Below are 16,726 nucleotides of genomic sequence, written 5' to 3'. Positions count from 1 at the left end.
GTATGTCTTTACGATATAGCATTCTAGCAAGCGGGAGTACGGGGAACGCCCTTTATGTAGAGTCAGACGAACATTCCTTTCTAGTGGATGCCGGCTTTAGCGGCAAACAGATGGAGACGCTTTTTCAGCAAATAGACCGCGATATTAGCAAGCTATCTGGAATCTTTGTCACTCATGAGCACAGTGACCATATTAAAGGGATTGGCATTCTCGCACGAAAATATAAATTGCCTGTTTACGCGAATGAAAAAACGTGGCAGGCGATGGAAACAAATGTAGGAGTGATTCCTACAGAGCAAAAGTTTGTTTTTAACATGGAAACGGTGAAGACCTTCGGTGGCGTGGATATTGAATCCTTCGGCGTGTCCCATGATGCGGCGGAACCGATGTTTTACGTGTTTCATAATGAGGGGAAAAAGCTTGTTCTCATTACGGATACAGGGTATGTCAGCGACCGCATGAAGGGGACAATCTCCAATGCTGACGTGTACATTTTTGAATCCAATCATGATGTGCAAATGCTTCGTATGGGACGTTATCCGTGGAACATTAAACGAAGAATTCTTAGCGATGTCGGCCATGTTTCCAATGAAGATGCGGCCTTGGCAATGAGTGATGTGATTGGCAATCGTACGAAAAGAGTTTACCTCGCCCATCTAAGCCTTGATAATAATATGAAAGATTTGGCGAAAATGTCTGTATCGCAGACATTAGAGAGCCGAGGCCTGATTGTCGGCGAACAATTCGACCTTTACGATACAGACCCAAAAATACCTACGATTTTAACAGCAGTATAGTGTTTTTTCTAAGAGCGAAGGAGATTCTTTCGCTCTTTTTTCTTTTGTAATTTAGAAAAATTTATTGAACAGCATAATGAAGACCAAAACGAGGTGAAAAAATGAAGGAAATGTCCCTAATAGGGCTTATTGAGGACAAAACGAAGTACAAAAATGAAGGAAATGTCCTCAATTGGACTTATTAAGGACAAAAGACTACGTGATATTAGCACAAATGTCTTCGATTCTCTTCTTAAGGAAAATAGTGTTTCCTGTTGAATGACCAAAACTTAAAGATTTTTTATATGTGAAAAATCTATGAACAAAGTGGTAAGTTTTTTGTAACAATTGACAAAATTTTTAAAAAATAACGTGAAGAGAGTATAATTGTTATTATAAGCCAAAATAAATGATAGCAATCATTTCGAGAGAGAGGAATGGTGTCCAGTGGGTTATTATGATGATCATTCACAGGGGCGTTATCGGGAACAGAGAGGTAATCGGGGCGGATTTTTTATTGCCAGCTTAGTCGGGGCTATCCTTGGAGCGATATTAGTAATCGTTGCTCTTCCAGCCCTGTCCAATCGAGGGCTGCTCCCTTATAAAATTGAAACCAATCAAAATACGGCAACCAATACAACAGATAATACGAATCAGCAGAACGTCATTCACCAGCAGGTATCCTATGATGTCAAAACAGATACCACTGATGCCGTTAATAAAACAGCTGCAGCAGTTGTTGGCATCAATAATATCCAGTCAACGGGATTTTGGTCTGACAATGGGAATGGCAATGGGAGTGGCGATAACTCTGAAGAGGCAGCTGGAACAGGCTCAGGGGTTATATATAAAAAAGACAACAACCGGGCATTTGTTGTCACCAACCATCACGTTGTCGAGGGAGCGACAAAACTAGAAGTAAGTCTGACAGATGGAACGAAGATTCCTGCTAAGCTCCTTGGCAGCGATATTTGGACAGATTTAGCGGTGCTTGAGATTGATGCCAGTAAGGTAAAAAAAGTAGCGGTATTTGGAGATTCTGATAGTTTAAAAATGGGCGAACCAGTCATTGCCATCGGAAATCCACTTGGAGCGACTTTTTCAGGCTCAGTTACACAAGGAATAATTTCAGGTCTTAAACGGACCATTCCCGTGGATATCGACCAAAATGGGGTTGTCGATTGGCAGTCAGAGGTTCTGCAGACAGACGCAGCGATTAATCCAGGAAACAGCGGCGGTGCCTTAATTAATATGGCCGGACAGGTGATTGGGATTAACTCTATGAAAATTTCTCAGGAGGCGGTAGAAGGAATTGGATTGTCAATTCCAATCAATTCAGCTAAGCCCATCATTGATGATCTCGAGCATTTTGGCTCTGTCAAACGTCCATATATGGGTGTCGATTTAAAATCTGTATCTGAAATACCAGCTTACTACCAAGAAGAAGCATTGAAATTGCCGCGTGATGTCAATTACGGTGTAGCATTAAGACAGGTAGTCCCAAATTCTCCAGCAGCACAAGCAGGCTTACAAGAACTGGATGTCATTGTTGAGATGGATGGTCAAAAAATAAATGACGTCATCGACCTGCGCAAGCACCTATATCAGAAAAAGAAAATCGGCGAGAAATTGAAGGTCAAATTTTATCGTGATGGCAAGCTTAAAGAAACAACACTGACACTCTCGGGAGAAAGATTACAATAAGGATGAGGAAACAGGATGGCGGAAGCTGTCCTGTTTTTATTATGATATGATAGTTGTCGTATGAGCGGTATCTAGAACGTAAACACTAGGATTAAAAGAGTGTAGAAAGGTGAAGATGGAAAGATGATTTATTGCTGTGAAGAGCATGTGGATATTGCTTTGGATACAGTTGTGGATGAAACGGAAACTTTTCCGGTTTTATCAAAAATGGATGTGGATAATTTATCAACAACCTGTGAATATTGTCAAAACACGGCTGTATATATTGTGGCGAACAAGTGATTCCATACTAAATGTGGATAAAGATGTGGACAATGTGGATAACTTCTGTGGATATCTTGTTTGTAACCTGTTTGTAATCAAGTTGAAAAGGGTTGTGGATTGTGAATATCTCAATTGTGACGGTTGGTAAATTAAAAGAGAAATATTTAAAGCAGGGCATTGAGGAATATTTGAAGAGATTATCGGGCTATGCCAAGGTCGAAGTCATCGAGGTTGCCGATGAAAAGGCGCCGGAAGAACTAAGCGATACGGAAATGCAGCAAGTAAAGCAAAAAGAAGGCGAAAGAATTTTAGCAAAGATCAGCCAGGATACACATGTGATCGCCTTGGCGATTCAAGGGAATTTACAATCATCAGAGGAACTTGCGGATACATTAGATAAGCTTGCTACATATGGAAAAAGCAAAATTGCCTTTATTATTGGGGGATCCTTGGGGCTTAGCGATGAGGTTTTGAAGAGATCGAATGAAAAGTTGTCCTTTTCAAAGATGACCTTCCCCCATCAACTGATGAGGTTGATATTGGTCGAACAGATTTATCGGGCGTTTCGGATTAATCGAGGGGAACCGTATCACAAGTAAATGAGGTTTTTTAAAATCCGTAATCTCCTTAATACTAAAATCAAAAATTAATATAAAAAGAGTGTGGACCGAAATTGTTTTTTGATTCGGTTCACACTCTTTTTTACCATTCTCTTGGCTCATAATTAAGTTCGTTAAATAATTGAGTGCGTTCTTTCTTTGATAAATCTCTCCATTGGCCAATAGGAAGGTTCCCTAAATGGATATTCATGATTCGTGTTCGCTGCAGTCGACAAACCTCATATCCCAAGGCAGAACACATACGGCGAATCTGTCGGTTTAAACCCTGTGTTAAAATAATTTTAAAAACATATTTAGAAAGCTGTTCTACTTTACAAGGCAGCGTTTTTGTATCTAGTATTTCTACGCCTCCTGCCATTCTTTTTAAAAACTCTGGAGTGATTGGCTTGTCTACTGTCACGATATATTCCTTTTCATGCTTATTTTCGGCCCGCAGAATTTCATTGACAATATCTCCGTCATTAGTCAGGAGGATAAGACCATCTGAATCTTTATCCAGTCTTCCAATATGAAATATTCTTAATGGATGGTTGACTAAATCAATAATATTTCCTTTAATATGTCTTTCTGTCGTACTAGTAATGCCAACCGGTTTATTTAGGGCAATATAAACGTAATTTTTAGTCACTCTGACCGGATTTCCACCAATACGGACATCATCCCCTGGTTCGACTTGGCTTCCTAATGTGGCAACTTTTCCGTTAATGGACACTTTTCCTTCACTAATCAATTTATCTGCACCGCGTCTAGATGTTTTTCCAGACTCGGAAATGTATTTATTTAATCGCAGGTTAAACACATCCTTAAAAGGAGATTGTGATTTAAGAATACCCAACCAATCCTGTATTTTCAAGCACATAAAACGGTATCCTTATTAAGTGCCAACTTCCAGCCCGCTATTATTGCCCAATTGGCAATAGCACTATTATTTCCGTTCCTTCATTTGGCGAACTTTCAACCTGTATTTCTCCTTTGTGCATTTCAATGATTTTCTTTACAATGGATAGCCCTAATCCGCTCCCGCCATTTGTGCGGCTCCTCGAAGGGTCGGCTTTATAGAAACGCTCAAATATATGCATTTGAACCTCTTTCGTCATTCCAATTCCTGTATCTTTAATGATCACTTCAACCTTATCTGAATCTTTCTTTTTTAATTCAACCATTATTATTCCATTATTTGGTGTAAATTTAATGCTGTTATGGATTAAATTGATCCAAACTTGATCCATCAGGTCTTCATCTGCATGGATGGTCATTTTATCTAAGGAAACATCCATTTCAAGGTTTTTATTTTGCCATTGTGGTTCATTCGAAAGGATTACTCTTCGCAATTGCTGGTCTAAACGATAGGTTTTCGTCTCAAATGGAGGATGGTCGGACTCTAAAGACGTCAACTTTAACAGGTTTTCACTAAGCTTTGAAAGCCGCATGCTCTCCACTTCGATGATTTCAAGGTATTGTTTGCGCTCATCAACAGATAATTGATAAGTTTTTAATGCATGGGCAAAACCTGAAATGGATGTCAGCGGAGACTGGATTTCATGAGAAACGTTGGAAATAAACTCTTGGCGCATTTGTTCCATTTCACCAAGTTGTGCTGCCATATGGGTAATACTTTCTGCTATTTCATTAAAAGGATGATTTCGATTCCCAAACTCATTTTTGTAGAAAGAAAGATCAATATTAAAATTCCCTTGAGCCATCTTTTCCATCGCTTCAATCATTGGTCGCAAAAAGAGACTTTGCTTTTCTTGAAAAAATCTAAATTTGGAAAGGCCATACATGATTAGACCAAAGAGGAAAATACCCAAAAAGGAATTGATGATCTGCCTCATATAGAAACTTTTGATTGAAAGAACATGGAATAACCAGGGGGCGATGTAAAAAACGGCTGACCAGCATAAAAATAATAGAAGTAAAAAAGCTATAACCTCTCCGCTTTTTTTCAAAAACTTTATCATTATTTCACCTCTAACCGATAACCGAGCCCGCGAATCGTCGTAATTTTAAAAGGGCAGTTTTCATCTGAAAAGCGCTGCCGCAGGCGCTTAATGTGAACATCCACGGTGCGCTCATCCCCTTCGTAATCATAGCCCCAAATATCTTCGATCAGCTGTTCTCTTGAAAACGTTTGGCCCGGATAGGCCGTGAACTTATACAAAAGCTCAAATTCCTTCAGAGGCAGGGTGATTTCGTTCCGACCATCAAAGACTTGGTAAGTAGTGCGATTCAGCACCACATTTCCGATATTCACCTTATTTGAAAGATTGATTTGGTAACGTTTGAGTAATGCCTTGATTCTGGCAATCAATTCAGCGGGATGAAAGGGTTTGACCAAGTAGTCATCAGCTCCGAGTTCAAAGCCTTTTACTTTTTGGGTAGTTTCTCCCTTTGCCGTCAGCATTAAGATTGGGAGGGAATCAGAATAATATTCTCTAATGTGCCGGCAGAAATCCCAGCCATCCATATTTGGCATCATGATATCAAGAATGATGAGATCGGCCTTTTCGGAATCAAGCAAGGATAATGCTTCTTTTCCATCCAGCGCCTCTAGGGTCGTGAAGCCTTCCTCAGACAAGAGGACCCGAATCAATTTACGAATATGAGGGTCATCGTCAACCATTAAAATTTTTGCCATGACATTCAATCCTTTTTCATAAATTACATTCTTTAAAAATATTCCAGCTGTTCTTAGCATACTCCTTCTTTATGAACTTAATATGAACAAGAGAGGGAGGAGAAAGTTCATATTCAGTTCACAAATGTTTGTTACCATGTACCCAGTGTTAAGGGAGGAATGGAAATGATACACCGAACAATACCGAACAATGGTGATTGGGCCGTTGAAGCCCACGGCCTCATAAAGAATTTTGGTGAAAATCGTGCCGTTAACGGCGTAAATCTGAATGTGCGCGCTGGCACCATTTACGGACTGCTTGGCCCGAATGGAGCAGGCAAGACCACCACCATCAGAATGCTGGCAACCTTACTCAGGCCGGATGCAGGGTCGGCACACATCTTTGGACATGATGTGATGAAGGAATCCCAGATCGTTCGACAATTAATTGGGGTTACTGGTCAGTATGCCTCTGTCGACGAGTCGCTAAGTGCAACCGAGAATTTGGTCATTTTCTCCCGGCTGCTTGGTCTTTCCCGGGCAGAGTCAAAACGTAAGGCAGCGGAGTTGCTCGAGGAATTTGGGTTAACGGAAGCAGCAAAGCGTCCGTTGAAAAATTTTTCCGGCGGCATGCGCCGCAGGTTGGATTTGGCGGCAAGTCTCATTTCGCAGCCGCCGCTCATTTTTTTAGACGAACCGACTACGGGGCTTGATCCTCGTACACGAAATCAAATGTGGGATACAATCCGCCGATTAGTGAGTACGGGGTCAACCGTACTGTTAACAACGCAGTATTTACAAGAAGCAGATGAACTGGCTGACAGGATTGCGGTAATCGATCGAGGCATAGTCGTTGCAGAGGGTACCGTGGATGAATTAAAGTCATCCGTTGGGCGATCTTCCTTGCATTTAAGAATCGAAAATTCTCTAGATATAGGGGTGGCTCGTCATACCGTTGAAAGGGTGCTAGACGTAAAGTCGAATGTATCGTCGGAAGGCGGGAAGATTACTGCACCGATGGCAGATGCCGACCGAGTAGCGGATCTGCTAATCGCCCTTCGTGAGGCGGGAATCCAACTAGCAGAACTAAGTGTGCAGAAACCGACTCTTGATGAGGTCTTTCTGACTATCACTGGTCATGGAGTGAACGCGGACGCATCTAGTGCGCCAAATGAAATGCCCGAAGTAGAGGAGGTAAGAGGATGAATAGTACTTCATTTAATCGTCATCTGAAAAACAATACGAGCTTTGGTCAGACGGTACGAAATTCATTCACAATGGCCTATCGAGGTTTACTGAAAATACGGCGTACACCCGAGCAACTGTTTGATGTCACACTCCAGCCAATTATTTTTACACTCATGTTCACCTATATCTTTGGCGGTGCCATTTCAGGAGATGTAAAGAGCTATTTGCCGGTCATAATTCCTGGCATCCTTGTGCAGACCGTTATTACGACTTCCATTGTCACGGGAGTTCAATTGCGTGAGGATATGGATAAGGGTGTATTCGACCGGTTTAAGTCCCTTCCGATTGCACGAATTGCTCCGTTAGCGGGAGCACTTTTAGCAGATACAATCCGATATACCATTGCGACTGTGCTTACTTTTACCATGGGGTATATTATGGGCTATCGACCTGATGGAGGACTTGGTTTCGTAGTCATTGCCGCAATTCTTGTCATCGTGTGCTCTTGGTCCATTAGTTGGATTTTTGCTTTCTTTGGCGTGATTGCACGAACTGCTTCTAGTGTACAGGGGATTTCGATGCTTGCGCTGTTCCCCTTAACGTTTCTTTCTAATGCTTTCGTGCCGGTAAACACCATGCCCGACTGGCTGCAGTGGTTTGTAAAGATAAACCCGCTTTCACATCTGATTACTGCTGTCCGTAATCTTGTTAACAACGGTAACATTGGCTCCGATTTTGTTATTTCCCTCATTGGCGCAGCAGTCATCGTGGCCATTTTTGCACCGATAACGGTCCGTGCCTATATGCGTCGTACGTAAAATTGAATTATTGCTCGATTAATAAGGCCCATAAATAATTTTGCCCTATTAGTTTGGAACTTCACTTTAATGAGAACGGTGAACCATGTCATAAGTAAATGAGGTTTTAGAAACGAAGGTGAGAATTCCATCACTTTATTAATGCTCTTTGTTTTTTTCAACCGTTTTTCAAAGAAAAAAAGCAATAAAAATAAGAATTTGATTAAAGGCTGAAATATACATATATAAACTGTATATAGTTCAGCCTTTTCTATTTTACCTAGATAATTAATGAACCGAAAATGAATTTTCTTCTACTATTCATCTTCTAAATTTCTCTTTTAAAGATTAACCCCCTAAAAAAATTCCAAACAATTACATTCAACCATACAAGCTCTGTTATTAATCATATGATATATCCTGAGTGGAAGCTTACAGGAGTTTAAGGTATTTATCCTTTATTAAAGAATTAAGAAAAGAGGATGTAGGATGAAAGTCGTTATTTTGGCTGGTGGGTACGGAACCCGAATTAGCGAAGAATCACATTTGAAACCTAAGCCTTTAATAGAGATAGGCGAATACCCCATTATATGGCATATTATGAAGATTTACTCTGCTCATGGTTTTAATGAGTTTATTATTTGCTTGGGGTACAAAGGCCATATGTTAAAAGACTATTTCTTGAACTATTTTCTATACAAATCTGATGTAACAGTTGACTTTAGCCAGGGGAATCAATATATCATCCATCAAAATTCAGCAGAACCATGGAAAATTACATTGGCAAATACCGGTATGGAAACTATGACGGGAGGGAGAGTAAAGAAGATACAAAAATATATCGGAAACGAACCTTTTATGCTTACTTATGGTGATGGTCTAGCAAATGTAGATCTGAAACAACTAGTTGAGTTTCATAAGGAGCATGGAAAGTTTGCAACGCTGACGGCTGGACAGCCCTCTGGAAGATTTGGTGCTTTATCTTTGAACAAGGATCAATTGGTGGAGAGTTTTAAAGAAAAAATGAAAGGTGATGGCAGCTGGATTAACGGCGGTTTTTTTGTCTTTCAACCAGAGGTGTTCAATTATATTAGTGATGAAAGTACTGTACTCGAAAAAGAACCCCTTGAAAATTTAGCAAATGAAGGGCAGCTAATGGCTTATAAGCATGATGGATTTTGGCACCCAATGGACACGTTACGCGATAAAAAATATTTGGAGGAGCTCTGGATGACCGAAAGCCCTCCTTGGAAAGTTTGGAGGTAGAAAAAAGGGGTGGGACAATGATTAATAAAGAATTTTGGAAAGGAAAAAAAGTGTTTATTACTGGACATACGGGCTTCAAAGGGTCTTGGCTTTGTTTATGGCTGTATCATCTCGGTGCAGAAATTACGGGATATTCCTTACCAGCGCCCACTAATCCGAGTTTGTTCGAATTGTGTGAAATAGACAAGATCACAAATACCATTAATGGTGATATTAGAGATCTGGAAAAGTTACGTTTATCCCTGCAACAATCAAATCCAGATATTGTTTTTCATATGGCTGCCCAGCCGCTTGTGAGGATGTCGTATGAAAACCCGATAGAAACCTACGAAACGAATGTAATGGGTACAGCAAATCTATTTGAAGCCATCAGGCTAGCAAACATGCAAAATAAAAAAATAAAAGCGGTTGTAAATGTAACATCGGATAAATGTTACGAAAACAAGGAATGGCAATGGGGATACAGGGAATATGAACCGCTGGGTGGTTACGACCCCTATTCAAATAGTAAAGCCTGTTCGGAATTAATTACTGCTTGTTATCGAAACTCTTTTTTTAATCCTAAAACCTATGAAACTCATGGTGTTGCAATCGCATCTGGAAGAGCCGGCAATGTTATTGGAGGAGGCGATTGGGCAAAGGACCGTTTAATACCTGATGGAATTCAGTGCCTATTAAAAGGGGAAACTATAAAAATAAGGAATCCCAAATCTATCCGTCCGTGGCAGCATGTCTTGGAGCCAATAAGTGGATATTTATTATTGGCACAGAAATTGTATAAAGAAGGTGTTCAGTACTCAGAAGGCTGGAATTTTGGACCTGATGCAGAAAGTGAAAAAACAGTGGAATGGGCTGTAAGCAGATTATGTAATAAGTGGGGTTCAGGAGCATCTTTTGAAATTGTGCCTAACAATGGGCCGCATGAAGCACATTATTTAAAATTAGATTGTTCAAAAGCAAAATCGGAATTAGGCTGGAAGCCAAAATGGAATTTGGAATACGCATTGGATAAAGTTATCGAATGGTCGTTAGCTTATAAAATAGGGAAAGACGTTAGAGGCGTATGTCTAACACAAATTCATGAGTACGAGGATTGGGGAAGTCAATAAATCGGTGCCGGGTATCGCTTTAATTATAGGAGCTACAAATTTTATTAGATCACATCTTTCAAGAGGCTTGTTTTAGAAGGTTGGTATGTTCATATTGTTTTAAAGATAGGAAATGGAAAGTTTCATCAGGAAATCTTAATTTAGATTGACAAAGGATGAGAGGTTTGAAAAAAGTAATTGTAACTGGGGCAAATGGATTTATTGGCAGTTGGGTTATAAAAGAATTGGTTAAAAATGATGTGGAAGTAATTGCTGTAGTAAGGAGTGAAAAGTCAAATATTGAAAATATTGCCCCCGGTAATGTAAGGATTATTTATTGTGAATTGGCTGAAATTAATAACTTGAGAAACAAGATACTGGATAGAGATATTGATGTGTTCTACCATTTTGCATGGGCTGGAGCTGGTGGCAAGGACAGGTCAAATTATGATTTGCAATTACTCAATTGCCGATATGCATGCGACTGTGCAACATTAGCTAAAGCGTTGGACTGTAAAAAGTTTATTTGTACTGGAACTATCACAGAAAAAATAGCAGAAAATATATTCAATCTCGATGTAAAAGCTGAGAACAATATTTATGGAATTGCGAAGCAAACTACACATTGTTTATTAGATATTTTATGCAAAAAACTGGATTTGCCTTATGTATGGGCCAGATTGTCCAATATATATGGAGGTAATAACACAACAGGAAATATCATTAGTTATACAATTAGTGAATTGGCAAGAGGTAATAGACCGTCATTCTCTAAGGCTGAGCAGCCATATGATTTGATGTATGTAAAAGATACTGCGAAAGCATTGTATTCACTAGGAGAAAAAGAAACACAACGTAATTGCTATTTTGTAGGAAGTGGAACACCTCGCATATTAAAGGAATACTTGCTATCTTTAAAAAATATCTTTGGTGACAACGCGGAAATTGGACTTGGAGAGAAGCCAGAAGATGGTTTAAAGTATTATGATGAATGGTTCAAAATCGATGATTTACAAGAAGATACAGGATTTGAAACCGCATTTTCTTTTGAAGAAGGGATAATGGAAACAATAGAAGAGTCATTAAGATGAGTTAATATACCAGTCAATTTGATTGTGGAGGACAAAAAATGATTCAAAAGTTTTCATTTGATAAATTAGACTTAGAGGGTTCATTTTTAATCAAGCCTTTTGTTGCATATGATGAGCGAGGCTATTTTATTAAAGATTATTCCAAAGAAGTATTTGAGGAGAATGGTATTTACCATGATTTAAAAGAAGTTTTTTATACAAACTCCCATAAAGGTGTTATTAGAGCCATTCATTTTCAAAGAGTAAATGAGCAGCCTAAGCTTGTCCGTTGTGTCTCCGGAAAGATTTACGATGTTATTGTTGACTTAAGAAAAGATTCCCCGACATTTGGAGAATGGAGAGGCAATTATCTTTCTCAAGATAATAAAAATGAGCTTTATGTTCCTAAAAATTTTGGACATGGTTACCTAGTAATTGAACCATCCATAGTTTCATATAAATGTGCAGAGAAATTTTATGGAGAATACGATGATGGAATCATTTGGAATGATCCGGATATTGGTATTGATTGGCCATTAGATCTAGTTGATAAAAAAATAATCTTATCAGAAAAAGATAAGAATCTTCAATGTTTTAAGGAGTTTAGGGGTGGAATTTAATACCGTGATTTTAGGAGCTCTTATTCCTTAAGTGGGATCAGAGCTATTTCTATTTTTAGGAAGAATTAAAAAGGGGAAAACCTTAAAAAGAACAGGAAAATATTGATAATGTACGTGTATCGCCGCACATTTAGGTTCAAGTTTGTAAAATTTAATAGCTTAAACGGCGGCGACGATTTTACCTTGCAGGGTTATTGGAGCATTCTACGATGAGCATCGTTAAATCCAAAATCATGAATGTGAATTAACAAAAGGGGATGATATGATTCTCTTGGATTACTTTTTTCTTTTTTCAATTTCTTTCTTTACAGATTCGATTCCGTCATAATAGGGTTTCAAGTATTTTAAGTTTTCTCCGTAATAAGTATAGTCACCAGGTGGATGCCATAGATGATATGCTGTGTGATTCATTCTTGTTAGCCAGCCACACAAACCATTAACGCTAGCAGCAAAAGCATCATCCTCTCCTCCCCAGCCTAGAAATCTCTCATCGAAGCCTCCTACTGCTTCAAAATGTTTTCGAGGGATAACATTCAATAATCCATATCCGATTTGTCCCGGTATGTGCCCATTAACATTAATAGGGAGTGGCCAGCCTGGCTCTAATTTAAGAAGTTCTTCTGAACTTTGTTTATCCATATTAAAACTTTTATCGAACGGAAGTACCCATGTGTAAACATCAAGTAGTTTAATAGCTTCTATGAGAACCACTGGATCATAAATTATGTCTGTATCAGCAATCGCGAAAATGTCTCTTGTTGCCTGTGCAGCTGCATGATTAATCGCTTGTGACCTTGAAAAAGGTTGATCTCTAGACTCTCCAATACAAATTTCTACTTCAGGCATCATCTTTTCATAGAACCTTTTAGTCCAATTAAAATTCTGCTCTCTTGGACCATGGTCGGTACCAAAAGGAAAAAGTACAGATACCTTATTTAACATGTTTTCACCACCTCTTAATAATCCATTATTAGTAGATGGAAGGGAGTCAAATTTGGTGCTTGTCCAATGAACAAATGGGGATGTAAAGCAAATAATGAAGCTGCGCTCATATTAGTCGGTATAGTACGAGAGATTCTGCTATTAACATTATTTTTAACGATTTTTATTTGCACTTTCCAAACATTTCCGCATAAATCTATGACTAAATGGTCATTAAAAGAGAGGGTTGGCGATTGTTCATGAAGGGTAAAAGAATTTTGGTTACAGGGGGGGCTGGATTCCTTGGTTCTCATGTTGTGGAGCGGTTTAAAGACCAAGGCTGCGCTGATCTTATAATTCCTCGCAGTCGTGAATACGATCTTCGGAATTCAACCATTGCCCATTCACTCCTGAAAGATACGAAACCTGATATCGTTGTCCACCTAGCAGCATCTGTGGGGGGAATTGGAGCTAACAGAAAGAATCCGGGGACATTATTCTACGACAATGCTGCCATGGGTATTCACTTGATAGAGGCCGCACGGTTGGCCCAAGTGGAAAAGGTCATCATTTGCGGAACAATTTGTTCCTATCCAAAATTAACTCCTGTCCCATTTAACGAAGAAGCCTTATGGGATGGATATCCGGAGGAAACTAATGCTCCTTATGGACTTGCTAAAAAAATGCTTCTCGTCCAATCGCAGGCATATCGTCAGCAATATGGTTTCAACTCCATTTACCTGCTTCCTGTTAATCTTTATGGACCAAGGGATAATTTTGATTTAGAAAGTTCCCACGTCATTCCAGCCTTAATTCATAAATGTGTTGAAGCAAAGGAAAAAGGGCAGCAGCAAATACATGCTTGGGGATCGGGAAAAGCAACCAGGGAATTCTTATATGTTGAGGATGCGGCCGAAGCCATTGTGATGGCAGCTGAAAAATATGATGAAGGAGAACCAGTTAATATTGGCACAGGGCATGAAATAACAATAAAAGATTTAGCAGGCTTGATTGCAGAAAAAACTGGTTTCACAGGTGAAATCATTTGGGATAGCACCAAACCGGATGGTCAACCGAGAAGGTGCCTCGATGTAACCAAGTCAAAGTCGCTATTTGGATTTGAAGCAAGGACGACTTTGGAAGAAGGTTTACAGAAAACGATTGATTGGTATGTAAAAAACAGGGGGCTAAGTTAAGCACCCTGTTCCTTTTCTTTATGTTTTTCCTCGCAGTGCTTGATAACTTCGTCCCAGGTCATAAAAACTCGGGCGATATCTTCTTCCACCAATTCCTCGCCCATTTGTACTTCAATTATTTCTAAGGTGCTAGTGGCTTTAATGCCGTGTTTTGCTCCTTTAGGAATCTTGAGAACATCTCCCTGCTTTACATCGTAAAGCTGATCTTCCAGGGCAAACTCTCCTACCCCCGATAGGATTGTCCAGACCTCGCTTCTTTTCGAATGGCTCTGGTAGCTGATATTTTTTCCTGCATCAATAACGATTTTTTTCGTCAATGCTAAATCGTTGTCTGAAATCTTGGTATAGTTTAAGACTTGATACCAGCCCCATCTTCGTTCCTCAAACATTGGTCTTTCTTTCTCATGTTTCATGATATCCTTGATTTGGTGACTTTCCGCCTTTTCTGAAATTAATATGCCCTGTGGACTGCTTGCCACGACGATGTTTGGTACACCGATGACCACAACAGGAATGTCAAGTTCATTAATGACATGAGTATTCTTAGTGTTCTTACTGATTATCCCATTTCCTATTTGGTTAGTATTCATTTCTTCGGTTAAAGTGTTCCAAGTTCCGAGATCTTTCCACGTCCCATCGTAGGGAACAACGATGACATGGTCTGCCTTTTCAACCACCTCATAATCAAAACTAATTTTAGGCAGCTGATTGTATACTTTTTCGAGTTCAAAATATTCTATGGGAAAACCCATAGTCTGTAAAAAGGTGAGCATATATTTCAGTTTGAAGGCAAAAACACCTAGATTCCATAAGGCACCCTGCTCAATAAGTCGGATAGCATGGTCTTCCTTAGGCTTCTCAACAAAGTTGCAGACTTTCATATAGGATAGTGGATTTTGTTTTGTTTTTCCTTTTTCCGGAATGATGTATCCATATTTCTCGGATGGATAAACAGGGGTTCCACCCATCAAAGCAATATTGGCACCCGATTCCTGAACAAGCTTGTCCAAAACCTTAACTTGTTCAAAGAAGCTCTTTTCAACAAAGGGGTCGACAGGAAGTACACAAACAACTTCATCGGGGTCTGTCTTAATACAGGAATATAGATAGACTGAGGCTAATGCTATGGCAGGGAAGGTGTCGCGTCTCTCTTGCTCAATGATAAGGGGGGCATCATTGCCAATCTGGCTCAACACCATGTCAACCTGAGCTTTACTGGTCGCAATATACGAGGATTGATGAAGATTCACCGATTTGAGCTGTTTCCAAATTCTTTGTATCATCGATTCTAATTGTTCATTATCAGTTTTTAAAACCTTCAAAAACTGCTTTGACCTGGAATCATTAGAAAGCGGCCAAAGCCGTTTTCCTGATCCACCGGATAATAAAACAATTTTCAATGTGTTGAAATATCTCCTTTCTTCAGCCAGCATTCATCCTTTGCACACGTTAATCAAATTGTTCATGACTGCCGTATCCGCCATTTCGTAAATACACTTCCATTTTTGCTTCTTTTATATCACTTTCAACCATCTCTTTAATGAGAGAGTGCAGATTGTATTTAGGTGCCCAGCCTAAATTTTGTTTTGCCTTATTCGGCTCTCCTAACAGCAAGTCGACTTCGCTGGGTCGGAAATAACGATGGTCCACAGACACAATAGGCTTTCCAGTCGGGATTTGAAAATCGGGGTGATGGCATGCTTTAACGAATCCCTTTTCCTCTTCGTTCTCCCCCTTAAATTCCACGTCAATTCCTACTTCCGCGAAAGCCAGCTTAACGAAATCTCTCACCTTCGTAGTCACTCCCGTCGCTATTACAAAGTCTTGTGGCTCGTTCTGCTGAAGCATGAGCCACATGGCTTCCACATAATCTTTAGCATGTCCCCAATCCCTTTGGGCATTTAAATTCCCTAAGTACAGCTGATCCTGAATTCCCAGAGCGATTCTGGCAACTGCCCGAGTAATCTTACGGGTAACAAACGTTTCGCCTCGGATAGGGCTTTCATGGTTAAACAGAATACCATTGCACGCATACATCCCATAGGCTTCCCGGTAATTTACGGTAATCCAATATGCATACAGCTTGGCAACGGCATAAGGGCTTCTGGGATAAAAGGGCGTTTTTTCCGTTTGCGGTGTTTCCTGAACCAAACCGTATAATTCAGACGTGGAAGCTTGATAGATTTTAGTTTTCTTGATGAGCCCAAGAATTCGGACTGCCTCCAAAATTCGAAGGATTCCGAGACCGTCTGTATTCGCAGTATATTCCGGCGTATCAAAACTGACATGAACTTGGCTCATGGCGCCAAGATTGTAAATCTCGTCAGGTTGGATGGTCTGAATGAGCCGGATTAGATTAGTAGAGTCGGTCAGATCTCCATAGTGGAGGAAAAACTTGGCGCCTGTCTCGTGGGGGTCTCGGTATAAGTGATCAATTCGATTGGTATTTAGCAGGGAACTTCTTCGTTTTAAGCCGTGAACCGTATATCCTTTTTCTAGTAGCAATTCGGCAAGATAAGCTCCGTCTTGCCCGGTAATTCCCGTTATTAAAGCTACTTTTTCCATAATTACCTCCTTTTGTATTCTACTACTCTAGTAT

General features: G+C 39.8%; 17 protein-coding genes. 11 read left to right on the top strand and 6 right to left on the bottom strand.

Features of this window, described 5'->3' with window-relative positions; translation table 11 throughout:
- The first annotated feature begins 2 nt into the window (after positions 1-2).
- From ACIFOT_RS09030 to rlmH, 4 genes are all read left to right on the top strand, one after another.
- Positions 3-797, top strand: a complete 795-nt coding sequence (locus ACIFOT_RS09030) for an MBL fold metallo-hydrolase (protein WP_430063989.1) — start codon at positions 3-5, stop codon at positions 795-797.
- 426 nt (positions 798-1,223) lie between these two features.
- Complete coding sequence (locus tag ACIFOT_RS09025; RefSeq protein ID WP_430063988.1) at positions 1,224-2,480, top strand: S1C family serine protease; 1,257 nt, start codon at positions 1,224-1,226, stop codon at positions 2,478-2,480.
- 123 nt (positions 2,481-2,603) lie between these two features.
- Positions 2,604-2,762, top strand: coding sequence for a CxxH/CxxC protein (locus ACIFOT_RS09020; protein WP_430063987.1), 159 nt, complete (start codon positions 2,604-2,606; stop codon positions 2,760-2,762).
- Positions 2,763-2,863: 101 nt separating this feature from the next.
- Positions 2,864-3,343 (top strand): 23S rRNA (pseudouridine(1915)-N(3))-methyltransferase RlmH, encoded by a 480-nt coding sequence (rlmH, locus tag ACIFOT_RS09015; protein ID WP_430063986.1) that lies wholly within the window; start codon positions 2,864-2,866, stop codon positions 3,341-3,343.
- A gap of 103 nt (positions 3,344-3,446) precedes the next feature.
- Here rlmH and rluF read toward each other — a convergent pair whose 3' ends face one another.
- The 3 genes from rluF to ACIFOT_RS09000 are packed head-to-tail and all read right to left on the bottom strand — an operon-like array spanning position 3,447 to position 6,002.
- A complete protein-coding gene (rluF, locus tag ACIFOT_RS09010) occupies positions 3,447-4,223 on the bottom strand; it encodes a 23S rRNA pseudouridine(2604) synthase RluF (RefSeq protein WP_430063985.1) in 777 nt (258 codons plus the stop codon).
- A 40-nt stretch (positions 4,224-4,263) separates the two neighbouring features.
- A complete protein-coding gene (locus tag ACIFOT_RS09005; RefSeq protein WP_430063984.1) occupies positions 4,264-5,325 on the bottom strand; it encodes a sensor histidine kinase in 1,062 nt (353 codons plus the stop codon).
- A complete protein-coding gene (locus ACIFOT_RS09000; RefSeq protein ID WP_430064022.1) occupies positions 5,325-6,002 on the bottom strand; it encodes a response regulator transcription factor in 678 nt (225 codons plus the stop codon). The genes ACIFOT_RS09005 and ACIFOT_RS09000 overlap by 1 nt, the downstream gene beginning before the upstream one ends.
- A 165-nt stretch (positions 6,003-6,167) precedes the next feature.
- Here ACIFOT_RS09000 and ACIFOT_RS08995 point away from each other — a divergent pair, with 165 nt between their 5' ends.
- The 6 genes from ACIFOT_RS08995 (at position 6,168) to rfbC (ending at position 12,010) form a co-directional block, all read left to right on the top strand.
- A complete protein-coding gene (locus ACIFOT_RS08995; protein WP_430063983.1) occupies positions 6,168-7,187 on the top strand; it encodes an ATP-binding cassette domain-containing protein in 1,020 nt (339 codons plus the stop codon).
- Positions 7,184-7,987 (top strand): ABC transporter permease, encoded by an 804-nt coding sequence (locus ACIFOT_RS08990; protein ID WP_430063982.1) that lies wholly within the window; start codon positions 7,184-7,186, stop codon positions 7,985-7,987. The genes ACIFOT_RS08995 and ACIFOT_RS08990 overlap by 4 nt, the downstream gene beginning before the upstream one ends.
- Before the next feature lie 468 nt (positions 7,988-8,455).
- Positions 8,456-9,232 (top strand): glucose-1-phosphate cytidylyltransferase, encoded by a 777-nt coding sequence (rfbF, locus tag ACIFOT_RS08985; protein WP_430063981.1) that lies wholly within the window; start codon positions 8,456-8,458, stop codon positions 9,230-9,232.
- Between the two features lie 17 nt (positions 9,233-9,249).
- On the top strand, positions 9,250-10,341 hold the full coding sequence (gene rfbG / locus ACIFOT_RS08980; RefSeq protein ID WP_430063980.1) for a CDP-glucose 4,6-dehydratase: 1,092 nt from the start codon (positions 9,250-9,252) through the stop codon (positions 10,339-10,341).
- 164 nt (positions 10,342-10,505) lie between these two features.
- Complete coding sequence (locus ACIFOT_RS08975; protein WP_430063979.1) at positions 10,506-11,411, top strand: NAD-dependent epimerase/dehydratase family protein; 906 nt, start codon at positions 10,506-10,508, stop codon at positions 11,409-11,411.
- 38 nt (positions 11,412-11,449) lie between these two features.
- Complete coding sequence (gene rfbC, locus ACIFOT_RS08970) at positions 11,450-12,010, top strand: dTDP-4-dehydrorhamnose 3,5-epimerase (RefSeq protein WP_430063978.1); 561 nt, start codon at positions 11,450-11,452, stop codon at positions 12,008-12,010.
- A 276-nt stretch (positions 12,011-12,286) separates the two neighbouring features.
- Here rfbC and ACIFOT_RS08965 read toward each other — a convergent pair whose 3' ends face one another.
- Positions 12,287-12,952 (bottom strand): galactosyltransferase-related protein, encoded by a 666-nt coding sequence (locus tag ACIFOT_RS08965; RefSeq protein ID WP_430063977.1) that lies wholly within the window; start codon positions 12,950-12,952, stop codon positions 12,287-12,289.
- 239 nt (positions 12,953-13,191) lie between these two features.
- On the opposite strand from ACIFOT_RS08965, the gene ACIFOT_RS08960 reads away from it, so the two are divergent.
- On the top strand, positions 13,192-14,127 hold the full coding sequence (locus ACIFOT_RS08960) for a GDP-L-fucose synthase family protein (RefSeq protein ID WP_430063976.1): 936 nt from the start codon (positions 13,192-13,194) through the stop codon (positions 14,125-14,127).
- Here ACIFOT_RS08960 and ACIFOT_RS08955 read toward each other — a convergent pair.
- The gene (locus ACIFOT_RS08955) at positions 14,124-15,527 is read right to left on the bottom strand and encodes a sugar phosphate nucleotidyltransferase (RefSeq protein WP_430063975.1); all 1,404 of its coding nucleotides are present in this window, start codon (positions 15,525-15,527) and stop codon (positions 14,124-14,126) included. The two genes, ACIFOT_RS08960 and ACIFOT_RS08955, sit on opposite strands and share 4 nt — an antisense overlap.
- A 49-nt stretch (positions 15,528-15,576) precedes the next feature.
- Entirely contained in the window at positions 15,577-16,692 is a 1,116-nt protein-coding gene (gene gmd / locus ACIFOT_RS08950; RefSeq protein WP_430063974.1) for a GDP-mannose 4,6-dehydratase, read from the bottom strand.
- Between the last annotated feature and the right edge of the window lie 34 nt (positions 16,693-16,726).

It is taken from the genome of Neobacillus sp. NRS-1170 (assembly GCF_050468025.1).
The sequence above is the reverse complement of the archived record's forward strand: the minus strand, read 5'-3'. Positions and strand labels throughout refer to the sequence as shown.

Coding starts and splice junctions, on each gene's coding strand:
- rfbG (WP_430063980.1), top strand. CDS start 9,250: ATGATTAATAAAGAATTTTGGAAAGGAAAAAAAGTGTTTATTACTGGA.
- ACIFOT_RS08990 (WP_430063982.1), top strand. CDS start 7,184: ATGAATAGTACTTCATTTAATCGTCATCTGAAAAACAATACGAGCTTT.
- rluF (WP_430063985.1), bottom strand. CDS start 4,223: ATGTGCTTGAAAATACAGGATTGGTTGGGTATTCTTAAATCACAATCT.
- ACIFOT_RS09000 (WP_430064022.1), bottom strand. CDS start 6,002: ATGGCAAAAATTTTAATGGTTGACGATGACCCTCATATTCGTAAATTG.
- ACIFOT_RS08965 (WP_430063977.1), bottom strand. CDS start 12,952: ATGTTAAATAAGGTATCTGTACTTTTTCCTTTTGGTACCGACCATGGT.
- ACIFOT_RS08995 (WP_430063983.1), top strand. CDS start 6,168: ATGATACACCGAACAATACCGAACAATGGTGATTGGGCCGTTGAAGCC.
- ACIFOT_RS09020 (WP_430063987.1), top strand. CDS start 2,604: ATGATTTATTGCTGTGAAGAGCATGTGGATATTGCTTTGGATACAGTT.
- gmd (WP_430063974.1), bottom strand. CDS start 16,692: ATGGAAAAAGTAGCTTTAATAACGGGAATTACCGGGCAAGACGGAGCT.
- rfbC (WP_430063978.1), top strand. CDS start 11,450: ATGATTCAAAAGTTTTCATTTGATAAATTAGACTTAGAGGGTTCATTT.
- rfbF (WP_430063981.1), top strand. CDS start 8,456: ATGAAAGTCGTTATTTTGGCTGGTGGGTACGGAACCCGAATTAGCGAA.
- ACIFOT_RS09005 (WP_430063984.1), bottom strand. CDS start 5,325: ATGATAAAGTTTTTGAAAAAAAGCGGAGAGGTTATAGCTTTTTTACTT.
- ACIFOT_RS09030 (WP_430063989.1), top strand. CDS start 3: ATGTCTTTACGATATAGCATTCTAGCAAGCGGGAGTACGGGGAACGCC.
- ACIFOT_RS08960 (WP_430063976.1), top strand. CDS start 13,192: ATGAAGGGTAAAAGAATTTTGGTTACAGGGGGGGCTGGATTCCTTGGT.